20 protein-coding genes are annotated in these 21,492 nt (G+C 63.7%); 16 read left to right on the forward strand and 4 right to left on the reverse strand.

The annotated features are described in order from the left end of the window. Positions 1-222 precede the first annotated feature (222 nt). The 14 genes from aceA to nuoN all read left to right on the forward strand — a co-directional run bounded on the left by aceA (position 223) and on the right by nuoN (position 17,191). Positions 223-1,548, forward strand: a complete 1,326-nt coding sequence (aceA, locus tag ACSMEV_RS16180) for an isocitrate lyase (RefSeq protein WP_296268571.1) — start codon at positions 223-225, stop codon at positions 1,546-1,548. Positions 1,549-2,211: 663 nt separating this feature from the next. Next, positions 2,212-2,625, forward strand: coding sequence for an NADH-quinone oxidoreductase subunit A (locus ACSMEV_RS16185; RefSeq protein ID WP_028693710.1), 414 nt, complete (start codon positions 2,212-2,214; stop codon positions 2,623-2,625). 10 nt (positions 2,626-2,635) lie between these two features. Then, entirely contained in the window at positions 2,636-3,313 is a 678-nt protein-coding gene (locus ACSMEV_RS16190; protein ID WP_296268572.1) for an NADH-quinone oxidoreductase subunit B, read from the forward strand. Positions 3,314-3,390: 77 nt separating this feature from the next. After that, the gene (gene nuoC / locus ACSMEV_RS16195) at positions 3,391-5,172 is read left to right on the forward strand and encodes an NADH-quinone oxidoreductase subunit C/D (protein WP_459206060.1); all 1,782 of its coding nucleotides are present in this window, start codon (positions 3,391-3,393) and stop codon (positions 5,170-5,172) included. Between the two features lie 2 nt (positions 5,173-5,174). Continuing rightward, the gene (gene nuoE / locus ACSMEV_RS16200; RefSeq protein WP_459206061.1) at positions 5,175-5,672 is read left to right on the forward strand and encodes an NADH-quinone oxidoreductase subunit NuoE; all 498 of its coding nucleotides are present in this window, start codon (positions 5,175-5,177) and stop codon (positions 5,670-5,672) included. Beyond that, positions 5,669-7,048 (forward strand): NADH-quinone oxidoreductase subunit NuoF, encoded by a 1,380-nt coding sequence (gene nuoF / locus ACSMEV_RS16205; protein WP_459206062.1) that lies wholly within the window; start codon positions 5,669-5,671, stop codon positions 7,046-7,048. The genes nuoE and nuoF overlap by 4 nt, the downstream gene beginning before the upstream one ends. 132 nt (positions 7,049-7,180) lie before the next feature. Then, the gene (gene nuoG / locus ACSMEV_RS16210) at positions 7,181-9,895 is read left to right on the forward strand and encodes an NADH-quinone oxidoreductase subunit NuoG (protein ID WP_459206063.1); all 2,715 of its coding nucleotides are present in this window, start codon (positions 7,181-7,183) and stop codon (positions 9,893-9,895) included. Beyond that, positions 9,892-10,899: an NADH-quinone oxidoreductase subunit NuoH gene (gene nuoH, locus ACSMEV_RS16215; protein ID WP_459206064.1), complete on the forward strand. Its 1,008-nt coding sequence runs from the start codon at positions 9,892-9,894 to the stop codon at positions 10,897-10,899. The genes nuoG and nuoH overlap by 4 nt, the downstream gene beginning before the upstream one ends. A gap of 11 nt (positions 10,900-10,910) precedes the next feature. Beyond that, entirely contained in the window at positions 10,911-11,459 is a 549-nt protein-coding gene (gene nuoI / locus ACSMEV_RS16220) for an NADH-quinone oxidoreductase subunit NuoI (RefSeq protein WP_296268578.1), read from the forward strand. 10 nt (positions 11,460-11,469) lie between these two features. Then, on the forward strand, positions 11,470-11,970 hold the full coding sequence (gene nuoJ, locus ACSMEV_RS16225; RefSeq protein ID WP_413047051.1) for an NADH-quinone oxidoreductase subunit J: 501 nt from the start codon (positions 11,470-11,472) through the stop codon (positions 11,968-11,970). A 3-nt stretch (positions 11,971-11,973) separates the two neighbouring features. Continuing rightward, the gene (gene nuoK, locus ACSMEV_RS16230; protein WP_459206065.1) at positions 11,974-12,282 is read left to right on the forward strand and encodes an NADH-quinone oxidoreductase subunit NuoK; all 309 of its coding nucleotides are present in this window, start codon (positions 11,974-11,976) and stop codon (positions 12,280-12,282) included. Beyond that, positions 12,279-14,132, forward strand: coding sequence for an NADH-quinone oxidoreductase subunit L (gene nuoL, locus ACSMEV_RS16235; protein WP_459206066.1), 1,854 nt, complete (start codon positions 12,279-12,281; stop codon positions 14,130-14,132). Before nuoK ends, nuoL begins: the two co-directional genes overlap by 4 nt. Positions 14,133-14,181: 49 nt before the next feature. Next, the gene (gene nuoM, locus ACSMEV_RS16240) at positions 14,182-15,714 is read left to right on the forward strand and encodes an NADH-quinone oxidoreductase subunit M (protein WP_459206067.1); all 1,533 of its coding nucleotides are present in this window, start codon (positions 14,182-14,184) and stop codon (positions 15,712-15,714) included. Between the two features lie 7 nt (positions 15,715-15,721). After that, positions 15,722-17,191 carry an NADH-quinone oxidoreductase subunit NuoN gene (nuoN, locus tag ACSMEV_RS16245; protein WP_459206068.1) on the forward strand — a complete coding sequence of 490 codons (1,470 nt, stop codon included), beginning with the start codon at positions 15,722-15,724 and terminating at the stop codon, positions 17,189-17,191. A 56-nt stretch (positions 17,192-17,247) separates the two neighbouring features. Here the strand turns inward: nuoN and ACSMEV_RS16250 are convergent, their stop codons facing one another. After that, positions 17,248-17,514, reverse strand: coding sequence for an Ogr/Delta-like zinc finger protein (locus ACSMEV_RS16250; RefSeq protein ID WP_459206069.1), 267 nt, complete (start codon positions 17,512-17,514; stop codon positions 17,248-17,250). A gap of 201 nt (positions 17,515-17,715) precedes the next feature. Here ACSMEV_RS16250 and ACSMEV_RS16255 point away from each other — a divergent pair, with 201 nt between their 5' ends. Beyond that, the gene (locus ACSMEV_RS16255) at positions 17,716-18,105 is read left to right on the forward strand and encodes a helix-turn-helix domain-containing protein (protein WP_459206070.1); all 390 of its coding nucleotides are present in this window, start codon (positions 17,716-17,718) and stop codon (positions 18,103-18,105) included. 67 nt (positions 18,106-18,172) lie between these two features. Here ACSMEV_RS16255 and ACSMEV_RS16260 read toward each other — a convergent pair whose 3' ends face one another. Genes ACSMEV_RS16260 through ACSMEV_RS16270 form a run of 3 tightly spaced genes read right to left on the reverse strand, consistent with a single transcriptional unit; the run spans position 18,173 to position 19,167 of the window. Then, positions 18,173-18,544, reverse strand: coding sequence for a hypothetical protein (locus ACSMEV_RS16260; protein ID WP_459206071.1), 372 nt, complete (start codon positions 18,542-18,544; stop codon positions 18,173-18,175). Beyond that, a complete protein-coding gene (locus tag ACSMEV_RS16265) occupies positions 18,537-18,908 on the reverse strand; it encodes a head completion/stabilization protein (RefSeq protein WP_459206072.1) in 372 nt (123 codons plus the stop codon). Before ACSMEV_RS16265 ends, ACSMEV_RS16260 begins: the two co-directional genes overlap by 8 nt. Next, positions 18,898-19,167 carry a helix-turn-helix domain-containing protein gene (locus tag ACSMEV_RS16270; RefSeq protein ID WP_459206073.1) on the reverse strand — a complete coding sequence of 90 codons (270 nt, stop codon included), beginning with the start codon at positions 19,165-19,167 and terminating at the stop codon, positions 18,898-18,900. The genes ACSMEV_RS16265 and ACSMEV_RS16270 overlap by 11 nt, the downstream gene beginning before the upstream one ends. A gap of 218 nt (positions 19,168-19,385) precedes the next feature. Between ACSMEV_RS16270 and ACSMEV_RS16275 the strand changes: the two genes are divergently transcribed. Further along, positions 19,386-21,464, forward strand: coding sequence for a TonB-dependent receptor family protein (locus tag ACSMEV_RS16275; RefSeq protein ID WP_459208366.1), 2,079 nt, complete (start codon positions 19,386-19,388; stop codon positions 21,462-21,464). Positions 21,465-21,492: the final 28 nt, after the last annotated feature.

Genomic DNA, 21,492 nt, shown 5'->3' on the forward strand with positions numbered 1-21,492 from the left:
CGAGGGACGGAAGCGCACCACCGCAGCCACTGGCACCCGCGTCGCGACCGCAGCACGGCATCCACGAGCCAACCTGCCCAGCACGCCCGCCAGCCGACCTGCCCTCCTTCCCGACCTCCGCTCAGTCAGCACAATGCCGCGAACGATGCGACCGCCACGCCCCTGAAATGCGCGCCGAGCCCAGCACCTATTTCACATGACCGATGCGACGAGGTTTTTTCCATGGCACTGACACGCGAACAGCAAATTGCAGCCCTCGAGAAAGACTGGGCCGAGAACCCGCGCTGGAAAGGCGTGACCCGTACCTACACCGCCGCCGATGTCGTGCGCTTGCGCGGTTCGCTGCAACCCGAACACACCCTGGCCCGCGCTGGCGCGGAAAAGCTCTGGAAACTGGTCACCCAAGGCGCCCACCCGTCCTTCCGCCCCGAGAAGGACTTCGTCAACTGCATGGGCGCGCTCACCGGCGGTCAAGCCGTGCAGCAGGTCAAGGCCGGCATCCAGGCCATCTACCTGTCGGGCTGGCAAGTGGCCGCCGACAACAACTCCGCCGAATCCATGTACCCAGACCAGTCGCTGTACCCAGTCGACTCGGTACCCACCGTGGTCAAGCGCATCAACAACTCGTTCCGCCGCGCCGACCAGATCCAGTGGAAGGCTGGCAAGAACCCAGGCGACGACGGCTACATCGACTACTTCGCGCCGATCGTCGCCGACGCCGAGGCCGGCTTCGGTGGTGTGCTCAACGCCTACGAGCTGATGAAGAGCATGATCGAAGCCGGCGCTGCCGGCGTGCACTTCGAAGACCAACTGGCTTCGGTGAAAAAATGCGGCCACATGGGCGGCAAAGTCCTGGTGCCCACCCAGGAAGCGGTACAGAAACTGGTGGCAGCGCGCCTGGCAGCGGACGTGGCCGGTGTGCCGACCATCATCCTGGCGCGTACCGACGCCAACGCCGCCGACTTGCTGACCAGCGATTGCGACCCCTACGACCAGCCTTTCGTGGTCGGCGAGCGGACCCGCGAAGGCTTCTATAAGGTGCGTGCCGGTCTCGACCAGGCCATTGCCCGTGGCCTGGCCTACGCGCCCTATGCCGATCTGATCTGGTGCGAGACGGCCAAGCCGGACCTGGACGAAGCCCGTCGCTTCGCCGAGGCGATCAAGAAGGAATACCCGGACCAACTGCTGTCGTACAACTGCTCGCCATCTTTCAACTGGAAGAAGAACCTCGACGACGCCACCATCGCCAAATTCCAGCGCGAGCTGTCGGCCATGGGCTACAAGCACCAGTTCATCACCCTGGCTGGCATCCACAACATGTGGCACGGCATGTTCAACCTGGCCCACGACTACGCCCGCAACGACATGACCGCATACGTCAAGCTGCAGGAGCAGGAGTTCGCCGACGCCAGCAAGGGCTACACCTTCGTAGCGCACCAGCAGGAAGTGGGCACCGGCTACTTCGATGACGTGACCACCGTGATCCAAGGTGGAGCCTCGTCGGTCACCGCCCTCACCGGCTCCACCGAGGAAGAGCAATTCCACTGAGCGCCTGCTCGACACAAGGCCCGGACCGCGCAAGCGCTCCGGGCTTTTCCATGTCTGAGCTGAGCGCGGCGTTGAAGGGCGAACCTGCAAACCCGTGCATGCGTGCCTTGGCAGGGCAGGCTTGCCAATAGCAGCTATGCTTGGCACAAGCCTGTCGGGCGCAACCGGTCGCCTTGGAAATGATCGGTTGATCGAGGCCTTGCGCTTCGACACCGTTTTGCAGCTCGTTTATTGATCTGAGGCGGGGTGCCACCGAGCGTTTTCCGCTAAAACGTGCGGTCGTTACACGAAACTGGGTTATTCGATGAAACGAACTTACCCCGGTAAAGACCAACTAAAACAATCAGGCTTGCGCAGATGATATTAATTATCATTACAAGTTAGAGAACATTACTAGCCCCAAGAAAGATAATTAACGAAAACGCGGCTAATGCCCGCCACACAAGGGCTGCAGCCAATCAAGAGCGATTTTTGTTCTTAATCCTACGAATAAATTTGCCGGGGTAAATTTACTTGCATGGGGTTTACCCATAAAATCAGCCGAATTGATCCAGCTGCGACATTTCGTCACTGCTTACGCGACACTAATTCGCCGCTCAACCGGTCGCCGCTCACACTATTTTCAGTTTGCAGGGCCAAGGGCTCTGTATAAGGATTCTCAGCATGCCCGATTCGACAGGACTGATCGCCCACAACTGGGGCCTGGCCATCTTCCTTCTCGGTGTCGTCGGTCTATGCGCCTTCATGCTGGGTCTGTCCAGCCTGCTGGGCAGCAAAGCCTGGGGCCGCGCCAAGAACGAGCCGTTCGAATCCGGCATGCTGCCCACCGGCAGCGCACGCCTGCGCCTGTCGGCGAAATTCTATCTGGTCGCGATGCTCTTCGTGATCTTCGACATCGAAGCCCTCTTTCTCTTTGCCTGGTCTGTGTCCGTCCGCGAAAGCGGCTGGACCGGATTCGTCGAAGCACTCGTTTTCATAGCAATTCTGTTGGCAGGCCTTGTCTACCTTTGGCGTGTGGGGGCTCTTGACTGGGCACCGGAAGCGCGCCGCAAGCGGCAAGCGAAGCTGAAACAATGAGGCTTTGGCAATGCAATACAATCTCACCAGAATCGACCCGGATGCGCCCAACGAGCAGTATCCGGTCGGCGATCGGGCAACCGTCACCGACCAACTGCTAGAGGACCAGGTCCACAAGAACATCTACATGGGGAAACTCGAAGATGTGCTGCGTGGTGCCGTCAACTGGGGTCGCAAGAACTCCCTCTGGCCGTACAACTTCGGCCTGTCCTGCTGCTACGTGGAAATGACCACGGCTTTCACGGCACCCCACGACATCGCCCGCTTCGGCGCCGAAGTCATCCGGGCCTCGCCGCGTCAGGCCGACTTCATGGTCATCGCCGGTACCTGCTTCATCAAGATGGCGCCGATCATCCAGCGCCTGTATGAGCAGATGCTCGAACCCAAGTGGGTCATCTCCATGGGTTCGTGCGCCAACTCCGGCGGCATGTATGACATCTACTCGGTCGTTCAGGGGGTCGACAAGTTCCTCCCCGTGGACGTCTACGTGCCGGGCTGCCCGCCTCGCCCCGAAGCGTTCCTGCAAGGCTTGATGCTGTTGCAGGAGTCGATCGGCCAGGAGCGACGCCCGCTGTCCTGGGTCGTGGGCGACCAAGGTATCTACCGTGCCGAGATGCCGGCGCAGAAAGACCTGCGCCGCGAGCAGCGTATCGCGGTAACCAACCTGCGCAGCCCCGACGAAGTCTGATCCAGCGACCTGCCGCCCGCTCCCCCGAGCAGGCGGCCTGGCTTCATTCTCTACGTTGAACCAAAGCGACCGAGACCATGACAGCGGACACCGCTATTTTCATTCCGCCTTACAAGGCTGACGACCAAGATGTGGTCGTCGAACTGCACAACCGTTTCGGCGCCGACGCCTTCGTCGCCCAGGAAACGCGCACCGGCATGCCGGTGCTCTGGGTCAAGCGCGCCCAGCTCAAGGAAATCCTGAGCTTCCTGCGCGGCGTGGCCAAGCCCTACAGCATGCTCTACGACCTGCACGGCGTGGACGAGCGCCTGCGCACCCAGCGCCGCGGCCTGCCCGCGGCCGACTTCAGCGTGTTCTACCACCTGCTGTCGATCGAGCGTAACAGCGACGTGATGATCAAGGTCTCGCTCAGCGAGGGCGATCTGAACTTGCCGTCGATCACCAGCATCTGGCCCAACGCCAACTGGTACGAGCGCGAAGTGTGGGACATGTTCGGCATCGACTTCGCCGGCCACCCGCACCTGAGCCGCATCATGATGCCGCCCACCTGGGAAGGTCACCCGCTGCGCAAGGACTACCCGGCCCGCGCCACCGAGTTCGATCCCTACAGCCTGACCCTCGCCAAGCAGCAGCTCGAAGAAGAGTCGGCGCGCTTCAACCCCGAAGCCTGGGGCATGAAGCGCCAAGGCGCCAACGAGGACTACATGTTTCTCAACTTGGGCCCGAACCACCCTTCGGCCCACGGCGCGTTCCGCATCGTGCTGCAACTGGACGGCGAAGAGATCGTCGACTGCGTGCCCGACATCGGCTACCACCACCGTGGCGCCGAGAAGATGGCCGAGCGCCAGTCGTGGCACAGCTTCATCCCCTACACCGACCGCATCGACTACCTGGGCGGGGTGATGAACAACCTGCCTTATGTGCTGGCGGTGGAGAAGCTGGCCGGCATCCAGGTGCCGCAGAAGGTCGACGTGATCCGCATCATGCTCGCCGAGTTCTTCCGCATCACCAGCCACCTGCTGTTCCTGGGCACCTACATCCAGGACGTCGGCGCCATGACCCCGGTGTTCTTCACCTTCACCGACCGCCAGCGCGCCTACACCGTGATCGAAGCCATCACCGGTTTCCGCCTGCACCCGGCCTGGTACCGCATCGGCGGCGTTGCGCACGACCTGCCGCGCGGCTGGGACAAGCTGGTCAAGGACTTCGTCGAGTGGCTGCCCAAGCGCCTCGACGAGTACACCAAGGCCGCGCTGCAGAACAGCATCCTCAAGGGCCGCACCATTGGCGTCGCGGCCTACAACACCAAGGAAGCGCTGGAGTGGGGCACCACCGGTGCCGGCCTGCGTTCCACCGGTTGCGACTTCGACCTGCGCAAGGCGCGCCCCTACTCGGGCTACGAGAACTTCGAGTTCGAAGTGCCGCTGGCGCACAACGGCGATGCCTACGACCGCTGCATGGTGCGTGTGGAAGAGATGCGCCAGAGCATCCGCATCATCGACCAGTGCCTGCGCAACATGCCGGAAGGCCCGTACAAGGCGGACCACCCGCTGACCACGCCGCCGCCCAAAGAGCGCACCCTGCAGCACATCGAGACCCTGATCACGCACTTCCTGCAAGTGTCGTGGGGCCCGGTCATGCCGGCCAACGAGTCGTTCCAGATGATCGAAGCGACCAAGGGCATCAACAGTTACTACCTGACGAGCGACGGCGGCACCATGAGCTACCGCACCCGTATCCGCACCCCGAGCTACCCGCACCTGCAGCAGATCCCTTCGGTGATCAAAGGCAGCATGGTCGCCGACCTCATCGCGTATCTGGGCAGTATCGACTTCGTTATGGCTGACGTGGACCGCTAAGCATGAACAGCACGCTTATCCAGACTGACCGCTTCGCCCTGAGCGAAGCCGAGCGCTCGGCCATCGAGCACGAGATGCACCACTACGAGGACTCGCGCGCGGCGTCCATCGAAGCCTTGAAGATCGTGCAGAAGGCCCGTGGCTGGGTGCCCGACGGCGCCATCTACGCCATCGGCGAGGTGCTCGGCATTCCGGCCAGCGACGTCGAGGGTGTGGCCACCTTCTACAGCCAGATCTTCCGCCAGCCGGTCGGCCGCCACATCATCCGCGTCTGCGACAGCATGGTCTGCTACATCGGCGGCCATGAATCGGTCGTCAGCCAGATCCAGAGCGAACTGGGCATCGGCCTGGGCCAGACCACCGAGGACGGGCGTTTCACCCTGCTGCCGGTGTGCTGCCTGGGCAACTGCGACAAGGCCCCGGCGCTGATGATCGACGACGACACCTTTGGCGACGTGCAGCCTGCTGGCGTTTCCAAGCTGCTGGAGGGTTACGCATGACCATCACTTCCTTCGGCCCGGCCAACCGCATCGCGCGCAGTGCCGAGACCCATCCGCTGACCTGGCGCCTGCGCGAAGACGGCGAGCCGGTCTGGCTCAGCGAATATCAGAGCAAGAACGGCTATGCCGCCGCGCGTACTGCGCTGGCGCAGCTGTCGCCCGACGAGATCGTGCAGAACGTCAAGGACTCGGGCCTCAAGGGCCGCGGCGGCGCCGGCTTCCCCACCGGGGTGAAGTGGGGCCTGATGCCCAAAGACGAATCCATGAACATCCGCTACCTGCTGTGCAACGCGGATGAGATGGAACCCAACACCTGGAAAGACCGCATGCTGATGGAGCAACAGCCCCATCTGCTGATCGAAGGCATGCTGATCAGTGCCCGCGCGCTCAAGGCATACCGCGGCTACATCTTCCTGCGCGGCGAATACACCACGGCGGCGAAGAACCTCAACCGCGCCATCGACGAGGCCAAGGCCGCCGGCCTGCTGGGCAAGAACATCCTCGGCTCGGGCTTCGACTTCGAGCTGTTCGTGCACACCGGCGCCGGTCGCTACATCTGTGGCGAAGAGACCGCGCTGATCAACTCCCTCGAAGGTCGCCGCGCCAACCCGCGCTCCAAGCCACCCTTCCCTGCCGCCGTCGGCGTATGGGGCAAGCCGACCTGCGTGAACAACGTCGAGACCCTGTGCAACGTGCCGGCCATCGTCGCCAACGGCAACGACTGGTACAAGGCGCTGGCACGCGCCGGCAGCGAAGACCACGGCACCAAGCTGATGGGCTTCTCCGGCAAGGTGAAGAACCCGGGCCTGTGGGAACTGCCGTTCGGCGTCACCGCCCGCGAGCTGTTCGAGGACTACGCCGGCGGCATGCGCGACGGCTTCACGCTCAAGTGCTGGCAGCCAGGCGGCGCCGGTACCGGGTTCCTGTTGCCCGAACACCTCGAAGCGCAGATGTACGCCGGCGGCATCGCCAAGGTCGGTACGCGCATGGGTACGGGCCTGGCCATGGCCGTGGACCACACCGTCAACATGGTGTCGCTGCTGCGCAACATGGAGGAGTTCTTCGCCCGCGAGTCGTGCGGCTGGTGCACCCCGTGCCGCGACGGCCTGCCCTGGAGCGTGAAGATGCTGCGTTCGCTGGAGCGCGGCCAAGGCCGCGCCGAAGACATCGAGACGCTGCTGGGGCTGGTCAACTTCCTCGGCCCGGGCCGCACCTTCTGCGCACACGCCCCCGGTGCCGTCGAGCCACTGGGCAGTGCCATCAAGTACTTCCGCGAAGAGTTCGAGGCCGGTGTCGCCCCTGCATCCTCAGGCGCCACCTTGAGCCCGAACCTGGCCCATCCTCTGCCGGCTGGGCCGGTGGTGGTCGGCGCATAACAAGATGAAGTGCGGGCGGCCCGTGCCGCCCGCCTGCCCGCTGGCCGACCCGAACGATTCGCGGCAGGCCGCGGGCAAACCGATTTCCATTAGCCACGCCTGCTCACGCGGGCCAACGAAGAACTTTGAACCATGGCCACTATCCACGTAGACGGCAAAGCGCTCGAAGTCAACGGTGCGGACAACCTGTTACAGGCTTGTCTGTCGCTTGGCCTCGACATCCCCTATTTCTGCTGGCACCCGGCGCTCGGTAGCGTCGGTGCCTGCCGGCAATGCGCGGTCAAGCAGTACACCGACGAGAACGACACCCGCGGTCGCATCGTCATGTCCTGCATGACCCCAGCCTCCGACGGCACCTGGATTTCCATCGAAGATGACGAATCCAAGGCGTTCCGCGCCAGCGTCGTCGAATGGCTGATGACCAACCACCCGCACGACTGCCCCGTGTGCGAGGAAGGCGGCCACTGCCACCTGCAGGATATGACCGTGATGACCGGTCATAACGAGCGCCGCTACCGCTTCACCAAGCGCACCCACCAGAACCAGGACCTCGGTCCGTTCATCGCCCACGAGATGAACCGCTGCATCGCCTGCTACCGCTGCGTGCGCTACTACAAGGACTACGCCGGCGGCACCGACCTGGGTGTGTACGGCGCCCACGACAACGTGTACTTCGGCCGGGTCGAAGACGGCGTGCTGGAAAGCGAGTTCTCCGGCAACCTGACCGAGGTCTGCCCGACCGGTGTGTTCACCGACAAGACCCACTCCGAGCGCTACAACCGCAAGTGGGACATGCAGTTCGCGCCCAGCATCTGCCACGGTTGCTCAAGCGGTTGCAACATCAGCCCCGGCGAGCGCTACGGCGAGCTGCGGCGCATCGAGAACCGCTTCAACGGTTCGGTGAACCAGTACTTCCTCTGCGACCGTGGCCGCTTCGGCTACGGCTACGTCAACCGCAAGGACCGTCCACGCCAGCCGCACCTGGCCGATGGCAGCAAGCTGTCGCTCGACGCGGCTCTGGACAAGGCCGCCGACCTGCTGCGCGGCCGCACCATCGTCGGCATCGGCTCGCCGCGGGCTAGCCTGGAAAGCAACTACGGCCTACGCGAACTGGTCGGGGCCGAGTACTTCTATTCCGGTATCGAAGCCGCCGAGCTCGAGCGCGTGCGCCTGGTGCTCGACGTGCTGAACAATAGCCCTCTGCCCGTGCCGACCCTGCGCGACATCGAAGACCACGACGCCGTGTTCGTGCTTGGCGAAGACCTGACCCAGACGGCCGCCCGTGTCGCGCTGTCGGTGCGCCAGGCGACCAAGGGCAAGGCCGAGGCCATGGCCGAAGGCATGAAAGTGCAGCCGTGGCTCGACGCTGCGGTGAAGAACATCGGACAGCACGCGCTGTACCCGCTGTTCATCGCGTCGCTGACCGACACCAAGCTGGACGACGTCGCCGAAGAATGCGTACACGCCGCCCCCGTGGACCTGGCCCGCCTCGGCTTCGCCGTGGCCCATGCCATCGACCCGAGCGCGCCTGCCGTCGCCAACCTCGACGAAGAAGCCACGGCCCTGGCGCAACGCATCGCCGATGCCCTGGTCGCCGCCCAGCGTCCGTTGGTCATCGCCGGCACCTCGCTGGCCGAGCCTGCCCTGATCGAAGCCGCCGCCAACATCGCCAAGGCGTTGAAGCAGCGCGAGAAGAACGGCTCGCTGAGCCTGGTGGTGCCCGAGGCCAACAGCCTGGGCATGGCCATGTTCGGTGGCGACAGCGCCGACGCTGCGCTGGACGCTGTGATCAACGGCCAGGCCGACGCCATCGTGGTGCTGGAAAACGACCTGTACGCCCGCCTGCCGGCCGCCAAGGTCGATGCCGCGCTGGCCGCCGCCAAGGTGGTGATCGTCGCCGACCACAGCAAGACCCCGACCACCGACCGCGCCCATCTGGTGCTGCCGGCCGCTTCCTTCGCCGAAGGCGACGGCACCCTGGTCAGTCTCGAAGGCCGCGCTCAGCGCTTCTTCCAGGTGTTCGACCCGCAGTATCTGGACAGCAGCATCAAGGTCCACGAAGGCTGGCGCTGGATGCACGCGCTGCGTGCCACCCTGCTGAACAAGCCCGTCGACTGGACGCAACTGGACCACGTCACCGAGGCGTGCGCCAAGGTCAGCCCACAACTGGCCGGCATCGTCGCCGCCGCGCCGAGCGCCGCCTTCCGCATCAAGGGCCTGAAACTGGCCCGCGAGCCGCTACGTTACTCCGGTCGCACCGCCATGCGCGCGGACATCAGCGTGCACGAGCCGCGTACTCCGCAAGACAAGGACACCGCCTTCGCCTTCTCCATGGAAGGCTATTCGGGTTCGGCCGAGCCGCGCCAGCAGGTGCCGTTCGCCTGGTCGCCGGGCTGGAACTCGCCGCAGGCCTGGAACAAGTTTCAGGACGAGGTCGGCGGTCACTTGCGCGCAGGCGATCCGGGCGTACGGCTGATCGAATCCCAAGGCGACGGCCTTAGCTGGTTCAGCGCCGTTCCGGGTGCCTACAACCCGGCACGCGGCACCTGGACCGCAGTGCCGCTGTTTCACCTGTTCGGCAGCGAAGAGAACTCCTCGCGCGCAGCTCCTGTGCAATCGCGCATTCCCGAGGCCTACGTGGCCCTGGCCAAGTCCGAAGCGGACCGCCTGGGCGTCAACGAAGGCGCCCTGCTCAGCCTGAGCGTGGGCGGTGTCGCGCTGCGCTTGCCGCTGCGTATCCATGAAGCGCTGGGCGCGGGCCTGGTCGCCTTGCCGAAAGGCCTGGCCGGCATTCCGCCGGCCATCTTCGGCGCCACCGTCGAAGGCCTGCAGGAGGCAGCACAATGAGTTGGTTCACCCCTGAAGTGATCGACGTGATCCTCACGGTCGTACGCGCCATCGTGGTGCTGCTGGCCGTGGTGGTCTGCGGCGCGCTGCTCAGCTTCGTCGAGCGCCGTCTGCTGGGCTGGTGGCAGGACCGCTACGGCCCGAACCGCGTGGGCCCGTTCGGCATGTTCCAGATCGCCGCCGACATGCTGAAGATGTTCTTCAAGGAAGACTGGAACCCGCCCTTCGTGGACCGTTTCATCTTCACCCTGGCGCCGGTCGTGGCCATGAGCGCGCTGCTGATAGCCTTCGCGGTGATCCCGATCACCCCGGTCTGGGGCGTGGCGGACCTGAACATCGGCTTGCTGTTCTTCTTCGCCATGGCGGGTCTGTCGGTGTACGCCGTGCTGTTCGCCGGCTGGTCGTCGAACAACAAGTACGCCCTGCTCGGCAGCCTGCGGGCCTCGGCGCAGACCGTATCGTACGAGGTGTTCCTGGGCCTGGCGCTGATGGGTGTGGTGGTGCAGGTCGGTTCGTTCAACATGCGCGACATCGTCGAGTACCAGGCGCAGAACCTGTGGTTCATCATTCCGCAGTTCTTCGGCTTCTGTACCTTCTTCATCGCCGGCGTTGCCGTGACGCACCGTCACCCGTTCGACCAACCCGAAGCCGAGCAGGAACTGGCCGATGGTTACCACATCGAATATGCCGGCATGAAATGGGGCATGTTCTTCGTCGGCGAGTACATCGGCATCATCCTGGTGTCGGCGCTGCTGGTGACGCTGTTCTTCGGCGGCTGGCACGGCCCGTTCGATCTGCTGCCGCAAGTGCCGTTCCTGTGGTTCGCGCTCAAGACCGCGTTCTTCATCATGCTGTTCATCCTGCTGCGCGCCTCGATTCCGCGCCCACGCTATGACCAGGTGATGGACTTCAGCTGGAAATTCTGCCTGCCGCTGACCCTGATCAATTTGCTGGTGACCGCTGCGATCGTGCTCTACAACACGCCAGCCGTCGCGGCCCAGTGAGGATTTGACCCATGTTCAAATATATCGGCCACATCGTGAAAGGCACCGGCACCCAGCTGCGCAGCCTGGCGATGGTGTTCTCCCACGGGTTTCGCAAGCGCGACACCCTGCAATACCCCGAAGAAGCCGTGTACCTGCCGCCGCGCTACCGCGGCCGCATCGTACTGACCCGCGATCCGGACGGCGAAGAGCGTTGCGTCGCCTGCAACCTGTGCGCCGTGGCCTGCCCGGTCGGCTGCATCTCGCTGCAGAAAGCCGAGACCGACGACGGCCGTTGGTACCCCGAGTTCTTCCGCATCAACTTCTCACGCTGCATCTTCTGCGGCCTGTGCGAGGAAGCGTGCCCGACCACCGCGATCCAGTTGACCCCGGATTTCGAGATGGCCGAGTTCAAACGTCAGGACCTGGTCTACGAAAAGGAAGATCTGCTGATCTCCGGCCCCGGCAAGAACCCTGACTACAACTTCTACCGTGTTGCCGGGATGGCGATCGCAGGCAAACCGAAAGGCGCCGCGCAGAACGAAGCCGAGCCGATCAACGTGAAGAGCTTGCTCCCATAAGGACAGAAAGATGGAATTCGCGTTCTACTTCGCATCCGGGATCGCCGTGGTCTCCACCCTTCGGGTGGTGACCGGGACCAACCCTGTGCATGCGCTTTTGTACCTGATCATCTCGCTGATCTCCGTGGCGATGATCTTCTTCTCCCTGGGTGCGCCGTTCGCCGGCGCCCTGGAAGTGATCGCTTACGCCGGTGCCATCATGGTGCTGTTCGTCTTCGTGGTGATGATGCTCAACCTCGGGCCGGCTTCGGTCGCCCAGGAGCGTGGCTGGCTCACCCCAGGCATCTGGGCAGGGCCCGTACTGCTGGGTGCATTGCTGCTGATCGAGCTGCTCTACGTGCTGTTCGCCGCGCCGAGTGGTGCCGGCATCAGTGGCGCGACGGTCGATGCCAAAGCCGTGGGCGTGAGCCTGTTCGGCCCTTACCTGCTGGTGGTCGAGCTGGCTTCGATGCTGCTGCTGGCCGCGGCGGTCACTGCCTTCCACCTGGGCCGCAACGAGGCGAAGGAGTAAACCATGGGTACTATCCCTCTCGAGCACGGCCTGGCGGTCGCCGGCGTGCTGTTCTGTCTAGGACTGGTCGGCCTCATGGTCCGGCGCAACATTCTCTTCGTGCTCATGAGTCTGGAAGTCATGATGAACGCGTCTGCCCTGGCGTTCATCGTCGCCGGGGCCCGTTGGGTACAGCCCGATGGCCAGATCATGTTCATCCTGGTGATCAGCCTGGCAGCCGCCGAGGCCAGCATTGGCCTGGCGATCCTGCTGCAGCTGTATCGCCGCTTCCACACCCTCGACATCGATGCTGCCAGTGAGATGCGCGGATGAACCTTCTCTTTCTGACTTTCGTCTTCCCCCTGATCGGCTTCCTGCTGCTGTCGTTCTCCCGCGGGCGGTTCTCCGAGAACCTGTCGGCACTGATCGGCGTCGGCTCGGTCGGTCTCTCGGCGGCCGTAGCCGCCTACGTGATCTGGCAGTTCAACGTCGCGCCGCCCGCAGGCGGCGCATACAGCCAACTGCTGTGGCAATGGATGTCGGTGGACGGCTTCGCGCCGAACTTCACCCTGTACCTGGACGGCCTGTCGGTCACCATGCTGGGCGTGGTCACCGGCGTGGGCTTCCTGATCCATCTGTTCGCTTCCTGGTACATGCGTGGCGATACCGGCTACTCGCGGTTCTTCTCCTACACCAACCTGTTCATCGCCAGCATGCTGTTCCTGATCCTGGGCGACAACCTGCTGTTCATCTACTTCGGTTGGGAAGGCGTGGGCCTCTGCTCGTATCTGTTGATCGGTTTCTACTACAGCAACCGCAACAACGGTAACGCCGCGCTCAAGGCGTTCATCGTCACCCGCATCGGCGACGTGTTCATGGCCATCGGCCTGTTCATCCTGTTCGTCCAGCTGGGCACCTTGAACGTGCAGGAACTGCTGGTGCTGGCACCGCAGAAGTTCCAGGCCGGCGACACCTGGATGGTGCTTGCCACGCTGATGCTGCTGGGCGGTGCGGTCGGCAAGTCCGCGCAGTTGCCGCTGCAGACCTGGTTGGCCGACGCCATGGCCGGCCCAACCCCGGTTTCGGCATTGATCCACGCCGCGACCATGGTCACGGCCGGTGTCTATCTGATCGCCCGTACCAACGGCCTGTTCCTGCTGGCCCCGGACATCCTCCACCTGGTGGGCGTGGTCGGCGGCGTGACCCTGGTGCTGGCCGGCTTCGCCGCGCTGGTGCAGATCGACATCAAGCGTATCCTCGCCTACTCGACCATGAGCCAGATCGGTTACATGTTCCTTGCCCTGGGCGTCGGCGCCTGGCAGGCGGCGATCTTCCACCTGATGACCCACGCCTTCTTCAAGGCCCTGCTGTTCCTCGCCTCGGGCTCGGTGATCAACGCCTGCCACCACGAGCAGAACATCTTCAAGATGGGCGGCCTGTGGAAGAAGCTGCCGCTGGCCTACGCCAGCTTCCTGGTCGGCGGCGCGGCCCTGGCGGCCTTGCCGATCATCACCGTGGGCTTCTATTCCAAGGACGAGATCCTCTGGGAAGCCTTCGCCAGCGGTAACGCCAACCTGCTGTACGCAGGCCTGGTCGGCGCCTTCATGACCTCGCTGTACACCTTCCGCCTGATCTTCATCGCCTTCCACGGCGAAGCCAAGACCGAAGCCCACGCCGGCCACGGCCTGGCCCACGGCCTGCCGCTGTGCGTGCTGATCGTGCTGTCGACTTTCATCGGTGCCTGGATCCATCCACCGCTGGCCGGTGTACTGCCGCAAAGCGCCGGTCACGAAGGTGGCGAAGCCCAGCACAGCCTGGAAATCGCCTCCGGTGCCATCGCCATCGCCGGCATCTTGCTGGCAGCCATGCTTTTCCTCGGCAAGCGCCGCCTGGTCACCGCCGTGGCCAACAGCGGCATCGGGCGCTTCCTCTCGGCCTGGTGGTACGCCGCCTGGGGCTTCGATTGGCTGTACGACAAGCTGTTCGTCAAACCGTACCTGTGGATCAGCCATGTCCTGCGCAAGGACCCGGTCGACCGCACCATCGGTCTGGTCCCGCGCCTGGCGCGTGGCGGACACGTTGCCATGAGCAAGACCGAGACCGGCCAGCTGCGCTGGTACACCGCCTCCATCGCCGTGGGCGCCGTCCTGGTGCTCGGCGCTATCGTAGTGGCGGCGGTATGACTCTGAATCTTGCGAACCTTGCGACTCTGCGAAAGGAAACGAACCCGTCATGATTCTGCCTTGGCTGATCCTGATCCCCTTCATCGGCGGCCTCCTGTGCTGGCTGGCTGAGCGCTTCGGCGCCACCCTGCCGCGCTGGATCGCGCTGCTGACCATGTCCCTGCTGCTCGGCATCGGCCTGTGGCTGTGGGCCCACGGCGACTACACGCTCGCCCCCGCCCCCGGCGCGGAACCGGCCTGGGCCCTGGAATTCAAGGTCCAGTGGATTCAGCGCTTCGGCATCAGCGTGCACCTGGCGCTCGATGGCCTGTCGCTGCTGATGATCCTGCTGACCGGCCTGCTCGGCCTGCTGTCGGTGCTGTGTTCCTGGAAAGAGATCCAGGCCCACGTCGGCTTCTTCCATCTCAACCTGATGTGGATCCTGGGCGGCGTGGTCGGGGTGTTCCTGGCTCTGGACCTGTTCCTGTTCTTCTTCTTCTGGGAAATGATGCTGGTGCCGATGTACTTCCTCATCGCGCTCTGGGGTCACAGCTCGGCGGACGGCAAGAAGACGCGCATCTACGCGGCGACCAAGTTCTTCATCTTCACCCAGGCCAGCGGCCTGATCATGCTGGTGGCGATCCTTGGTCTGGTGCTGGTCAACTACAACACCACCGGTGTGCTGACCTTCAACTACAGCGACCTGCTGAAGACGCAACTGCCGGCAGGCACCGAATACCTGCTGATGCTCGGCTTCTTCATCGCCTTCGCGGTGAAGCTGCCGGTGGTGCCGTTCCATTCCTGGCTGCCTGACGCCCATGCCCAGGCGCCGACCGCAGGCTCCGTGGACCTGGCCGGTATCCTGCTCAAGACTGCGGCCTACGGTCTGCTGCGCTTCGCGCTGCCGCTGTTCCCCAATGCTTCGGCCGAGTTCGCGCCGATCGCCATGACACTCGGCCTGATCGGCATCTTCTACGGGGCTTTCCTGGCCTTCGCGCAGACCGACATCAAGCGCCTGATCGCCTTCTCCAGCGTTTCGCACATGGGCTTCGTGCTGATCGGCATCTATTCGGGCAGCCAGCAAGCGCTGCAAGGGGCGGTGATCCAGATGCTCGCCCACGGTCTGTCGGCCGCGGCGCTGTTCATCCTGTCCGGCCAGCTGTACGAGCGTCTGCACACCCGTGACATGCGTCAGATGGGCGGTCTGTGGCACCGCATCGCCTACCTGCCGGCCATCAGCCTGTTCTTCGCCGCGGCCTCCCTGGGCTTGCCGGGCACCGGCAACTTCGTCGGCGAGTTCCTGATCCTGATCGGCAGCTTCGCCCACGTGCCCTGGATCACCGTGATCGCTACCACGGGCTTGGTGTTCGGTTCGGTGTACTCGCTGATCATGATCCACCGCGCCTACTTCGGTCCGTCCAAGGGCGACACCGTGCTGGCCGGCATGGATGGCCGCGAGCTGACCATGGTGCTGGGCCTGGCGGTCCTGCTGATCGTGCTTGGCGTGTATCCGCAGCCGTTCCTCGACACTTCTGCCGCCACCATGAGCGGTGTGCAGCAGTGGCTCGGTTCCGCTTTCACTCAACTCGCTTCGGCCCGGTAAGAGCGTTATGGAATTCACCACTCAACACTTCATCGCACTGGCGCCGATGCTGATCACCACCATCACCACCGTCGTGGTGATGCTGGCGATCGCCTGGAAGCGCAACCACTCACAAACCTTCCTGTTGTCCACCATCGGCCTGAACCTGGCGCTGCTGTCGATCATCCCGGCCATGAAGGTCGCGCCCCTGGCGGTGACCGGTCTCATCACCATCGACCATTTCGCCTGCCTGTACATGGCCTTGATGCTGGTGGCGACCCTGGCGTGCGTGACGCTGGCGCACGCTTACCTGGGCGAAGGCGCCACCGGCTACCCCGGCAACCGCGAAGAGCTGTACCTGCTGTTGCTGATGTCGGCCCTGGGTGGCCTGGTGCTGGTCAGCGCCAACCATTTGGCCGGGCTGTTCATCGGCCTGGAGCTGCTATCGGTGCCGGTCTATGGTCTGGTGGCCTATGCCTTCTTCAACAAACGCTCTCTGGAAGCGGGCATCAAGTACATGGTGCTGTCGGCGGCCGGATCTGCGTTTCTGCTGTTCGGCATGGCGCTGCTGTATGCCGATGCCGGCAGCCTGAGCTTCGCCGGGATCGGCAAGGCGCTGGCTAGTACCGGCATGCCGAGCCTGCTGGCGCAGCTGGGTCTGGGCATGATGCTGGTGGGCCTGGCCTTCAAGCTGTCGCTGGTGCCCTTCCACCTCTGGACCCCGGACGTCTACGAAGGCGCTCCTGCGCCGGTGGCAGCCTTCCTGGCAACCGCCAGCAAGGTGGCGGTGTTCGCCGTAGTGGTACGGCTGTTCATGCTGTCGCCAGCTGCCAGCAGCGGCGTGCTGAGCACGGTGCTGGCCGTTATCGCGGTGGCGTCGATCCTGGTCGGCAATCTGCTGGCTCTGACCCAGAGCAACCTCAAGCGTCTGCTCGGTTATTCGTCGATCGCCCACTTCGGCTATCTGCTGATCGCCCTGGTGGCGAGCAAGGGCTTGGCCGTCGAGGCGATGGGTGTGTATCTGGTCACCTACGTGATCACCAGCTTGGGTGCGTTCGGTGTCATCACGTTGATGTCTTCGCCCTACGCCGGCCGTGACGCCGATGCACTGTACGAGTACCGCGGCCTGTTCTGGCGCCGGCCGTACCTGACCGCCGTGCTGACCGTGATGATGCTGTCGCTGGCCGGTATTCCGCTCACAGCGGGCTTCATCGGCAAGTTCTACATCATCGCTACTGGCGTACAGTCGCAACTGTGGTGGTTAACCGGTGCCTTGGTAGTCGGCAGCGCCATCGGCGTTTACTACTACTTGCGGGTGATGGTGACCCTGTACCTGGCCGAACCCAACCTGCGTCGCCACGATGCGCCGCTCAAGTGGGAACAGCGCACTGGTGGCGTGATGCTGCTGGCTATCGCCATTCTGGCCTTCGTACTGGGCGTCTACCCGCAGCCGCTGCTGGACCTTGTCCAGCAGGCCGGGCTGCCGCTACTGGGCTGAGTATCTGACGCACTACGCAAAACACCCCGCCTCGGCGGGGTGTTTTTTTTTCGATCTCAACGGCCGCTGACAGCGCCATCCGTATCTTTGGTCAACGCCGCTTGGCGCAGGGCACGATCGGCTTTGGGCAGACTGACATCGGGATTGGGCATCCCGCTAGGGGACAGCTCGTGGGTCATCTCGAATTCGGCGCGCACCGACCAGCCACAGGCTTCTGCCGAGCATTGCAGATACGCGATACGCAAAAAGATATGTTTTCCCTCACTGGTGCGAATCCTCATGCGGCTGTGGCAGTGCGGGCACACCAGACGATACCCGCTCACGAATGGCTCCACCGACGGTCGGTCGATGCCATTGCATATAAGTTATTTCCGCAATTTATGTCAGTATTCATGAATAGTGCGAGTTTAATAGTCGGATTTTCGATACTCATAGCGGCGGTTCCCGATTCAATCGTGAGAGAAGTATTTGTAACGAGTAGTTTACGCTCAGGAAAAGCCGTTAACTAGTCATGGATATTCAAAATGAGTAACACCTCAGTAAGCCTCCTGCTCGCTCGATTGAAATTGCTGACCCAGTCAGAGAGCGACGCCCAACTCTCCAAAGCCTTGCACATCAGCCCGCAAACCCTGAGCAGCTGGAAGGTACGCGACAGCATTCCTTACGCATTTTGCGTAAAAATCGCCCGTATTTACGCCTGCTCCCTAGACTGGCTGCTGTTAGGCGAAGGAGAGCCGCAACGTGCGCCTGGCGGTCTTGACGAATGGGAAAGCGCGCTGCTGGCGCAATTGCGCACCCTCACTCAACCCGACCGCCAGGCGATTCTGGTTCAGGTTCAAGACAGGCAACGTTTGCAGCAGCTGGAGCTGCAAGTGCAGTCGCTGCATGCGCAGCTGAGCGAGTTACGGGCATGATCGACACGCTGGCGTCGTCCTGGCGTCGGTGCGCGGAACAGGCAACTGTACGGTGCCTCTCCTGGCTTCAGCCCCGACGCCGTAGCCGTTGCAACAGCTCGTGCAGATCCAGACCGTCAAGCCAAACCATGATCTTCAAACTGATCGGAATCACCACCACCGCCGCCGAAAACGCGGCCATGCCGCTGGACAGCATCGGTGCCAAACTCTGAATCAGTGGCTCGAACAAGCACCCCACCCCTGTGCTGAGCACCATCAGTACCAAGCTTTTACGTACGGAGCGCCGTGAGCCGGCACCGAGCATCAGCCACACCTTCATACGTCCTCTGGCCAGGCTGACCAGCAATGCGCCCAGCACAGCGCCGAAGATCACGCGCGGATCGACCTCCAGAAAGGCAACCGCCTGCTCACAGGCCTGGATCAGCGATTCGTCAGCCATGTTTTACCCTCGCACGGTGCCGGTTCACCTGGGGTACGGCGCACAAAGCGCGCTGCGTTTCGTATTCCAGATACTGTCGGTAGCAGCGCGACAACGTTTGGCCCGAAGCGTGCCCGGCCAGGTCTTCCAGGCGCTTGAAACCACGGGCGCGCAGTGCTCGACGCCATTGGGCAAACTCCTGGGCCGCAGTGATGGCCGCGCCGCACGCGGCCAGATACAGTTGCGCGTCGCTGACCGACGCGTGCAACGACAGCCGCTCGCGCAAGGTGGCCAGATCGACCCGTGGCCAGAACGGATCGTGGCAGTCGGCGTAGCGCTTGACATCATCGGAGTGTGGATCGGGCGGGCCTGCTTCAGCGCTCATCCCCCACCTCCCCGCCATCGTCCAGCAGCTTGTAGCGGATGGCTTTGATCACAGCCGCTACCCGCGTCTCCACCTCGAATTTGCGCAGGAGGTTGCCGACATGGAAGTTCACCGTCGATTCCTTGCAGCCCAGGATCTGGCCAATTTCCCAGGAGGTTTTACCGTAGGCGCACCAAAGCAGGACTTGCTGTTCGCGTGGCGTCAAACGGATGGTCGGTTCAGGCTGCCGGTTTAACGGGAGAGTAGATGCAGTGTGCATGATCGAGCTCCGCAAGCGTGAGGCCACCCCATAACGGGATAGCGAGGCGTCCACCTTACGAAGCCGATGGGTCCGGGCTCCATCGCCTGCACTTGTAGAGCGCGGGTTCACAATCACGGCTCACCGACACGGCGCGATCGCCGAAAAAAGCCGTGCTTCGACGGCGCTTTCGCGCGTCTCAACGCCACTGCCCGCTTGCCATCGCTTGGAGTTGCATGATGCGCCCCGCCCTACCCTGCTTCCTACTCGCCCTGTTTCCCGTTGCGGTCAGTGCCGCCGATACCGCGCCCTTGGAGCTGGACCAAGTGCTGATCGACGATGCCAGCACCGAGCAGGAACGCGCGGCCGCGCGTCTACAGGCTCAGCCCGGCGCCAGCAATCTGGTCGATCTGGAGCGAGTCGAACAGGGCCGCGTTTCCACTAATCAGGACGTGCTCGCCTACCAGCCAGGGGTATTTGCCCAATCGGCTGGCAACGAGGGGATCAAGCTGTCGATTCGCGGCTCTGGCATCAACCGCGCACCGGGCGCGCATGGTTCGGGTGTGTATGCGATGTTCGACGGCCTGCCACTGACCGGCCCCGGCGGCACGCCTTACGAACTGCTCGAGCCGCTGTGGCTGAACCGTGTGGAAGTGCTGCGCGGCGCCAACGGCATGCAACGCGGTGCGCTGGCGCTGGGGGGCGCGGTGAACTACATCACCCACACCGGCTACGATGCCGCGCCTTTGCAGGTGCGTTACGAGGTCGGCAGCCGCGGCTACAGCCATCGCCAGATCAGCTCGGGGCAGGTGCTGGGCGATCTCGACTACTATGTGGCGTTGACCGACATGCACTATGACGGCTACCAGACCCACAGCGAGGGCCGCGCCAAAGGAGTAGCCGCCAACCTCGGCTATCGTTTCAACGCCCACCTGGAAACGCGCTTCTACCTGCGCTACCGCGAGACCGACAACCAGCTGGCCGGGCGCCTGACTCAAGCACAGATCAAGCACGACCCACGCGCTGCCAACCCGGTCTACCTGCGCCGCGACGCCAGCCGCCCGCAACCGGGCAGCACCTGGCTGGCGAACAAGACCACCTACACCTTCGACGACGACTCGAGCCTGGTGGCGGGGCTGGTCTATCACGATTTCCCGATGGACCTGCGCGAAGGCCCCAACCGCCTGAAGGTGGCCTACAGCGATGTCAGCGGCACCCTGGACTACCACCGCCGCGACACCCTGGCCGGGCATCAGAGCAACACCACCCTGGGCTGGCGCACCAGCAAGCACCTGCCCAACACCGGCGCTTCGGAATTCGTGCGCGTGCCGGAAGCGTCCAACGGCTTGCGCCCGATAGGCACACGCACGCGCGACTTCAGCTATCAGGGCTCGGACACCGTCCTGCACCTGAGCAACGACCTCGAGCTGCGCCCCGACCTGTGGCTGACCACGGGCCTGGCCATGATCTACACCCGGCGTGAAAGCGCCGTCAGCTACCCGACCGCAGGCGGCAAGGTCAGCCAGCATGACTGGGACTACGCCCCACGGATCGGCCTGCGCTACGACATCGATCCCGCCTTGCAAGTGTTCGGCAACCTCAGCCGCTCGGTCGAGCCGCCGCATCCATGGTCGCTGATCTGGAGCTCGCCGCCAGTGACCGGTGGGCAGATCCAGCCCATCGAAATGCGCAACCAGACGGCCACCACCTTCGAGCTGGGCGCGCGTGGCGACGCGGCCATAGGCCGCTGGGACCTGGCCTGGTACTACGCCCAGGTGCGGCACGAGCTGCTTGCGGTGGAGCTGGTGCCCAACATCAGCACGGCCGAGTTCAACGCCAGCCCCACCGTGCACCAAGGCCTGGAGGCCGGGCTGGACAGCACGCTCTGGCAGCGCGCCGACGGTGGCCGCCTGGGCCTGCGCCAGGCCTACACCTACAGCGACTTCCATTACCGCAACGACACACGCTTTGGCAGCAACCGCCTGCCAGGGCTGCCGGTGCACTACTACCAGGGCGAGTTACGCTACGACTGGCCGAGCGGTTTCTACGCAGCCGCCAACACGCAGCTGGCTTCCAAGGTCCAGGTGGACTATGCCAACAGCCGGCACGCCGATGCCTATGCCGTGTTCGGCGCACGCCTGGGCTGGAATTCGCCCAAGCAGGACTGGCAGACCTGGCTCGACCTGCGCAACCTGGGCGGCGAACGCTACGCGGCTACGGTGACGCCAGGCTTCGATGACAACGGCCAGGACGTGGCGCGCTCGACGCCAGGTGAGGGTCGAGCGGCCTATGTGGGGATGTCTTACAGTTTCAAATGAACATAGGAATGGCCCGGCAATCTCGGGC

The sequence above is a fragment of the Pseudomonas sp. MLB6B genome (assembly GCF_054508135.1).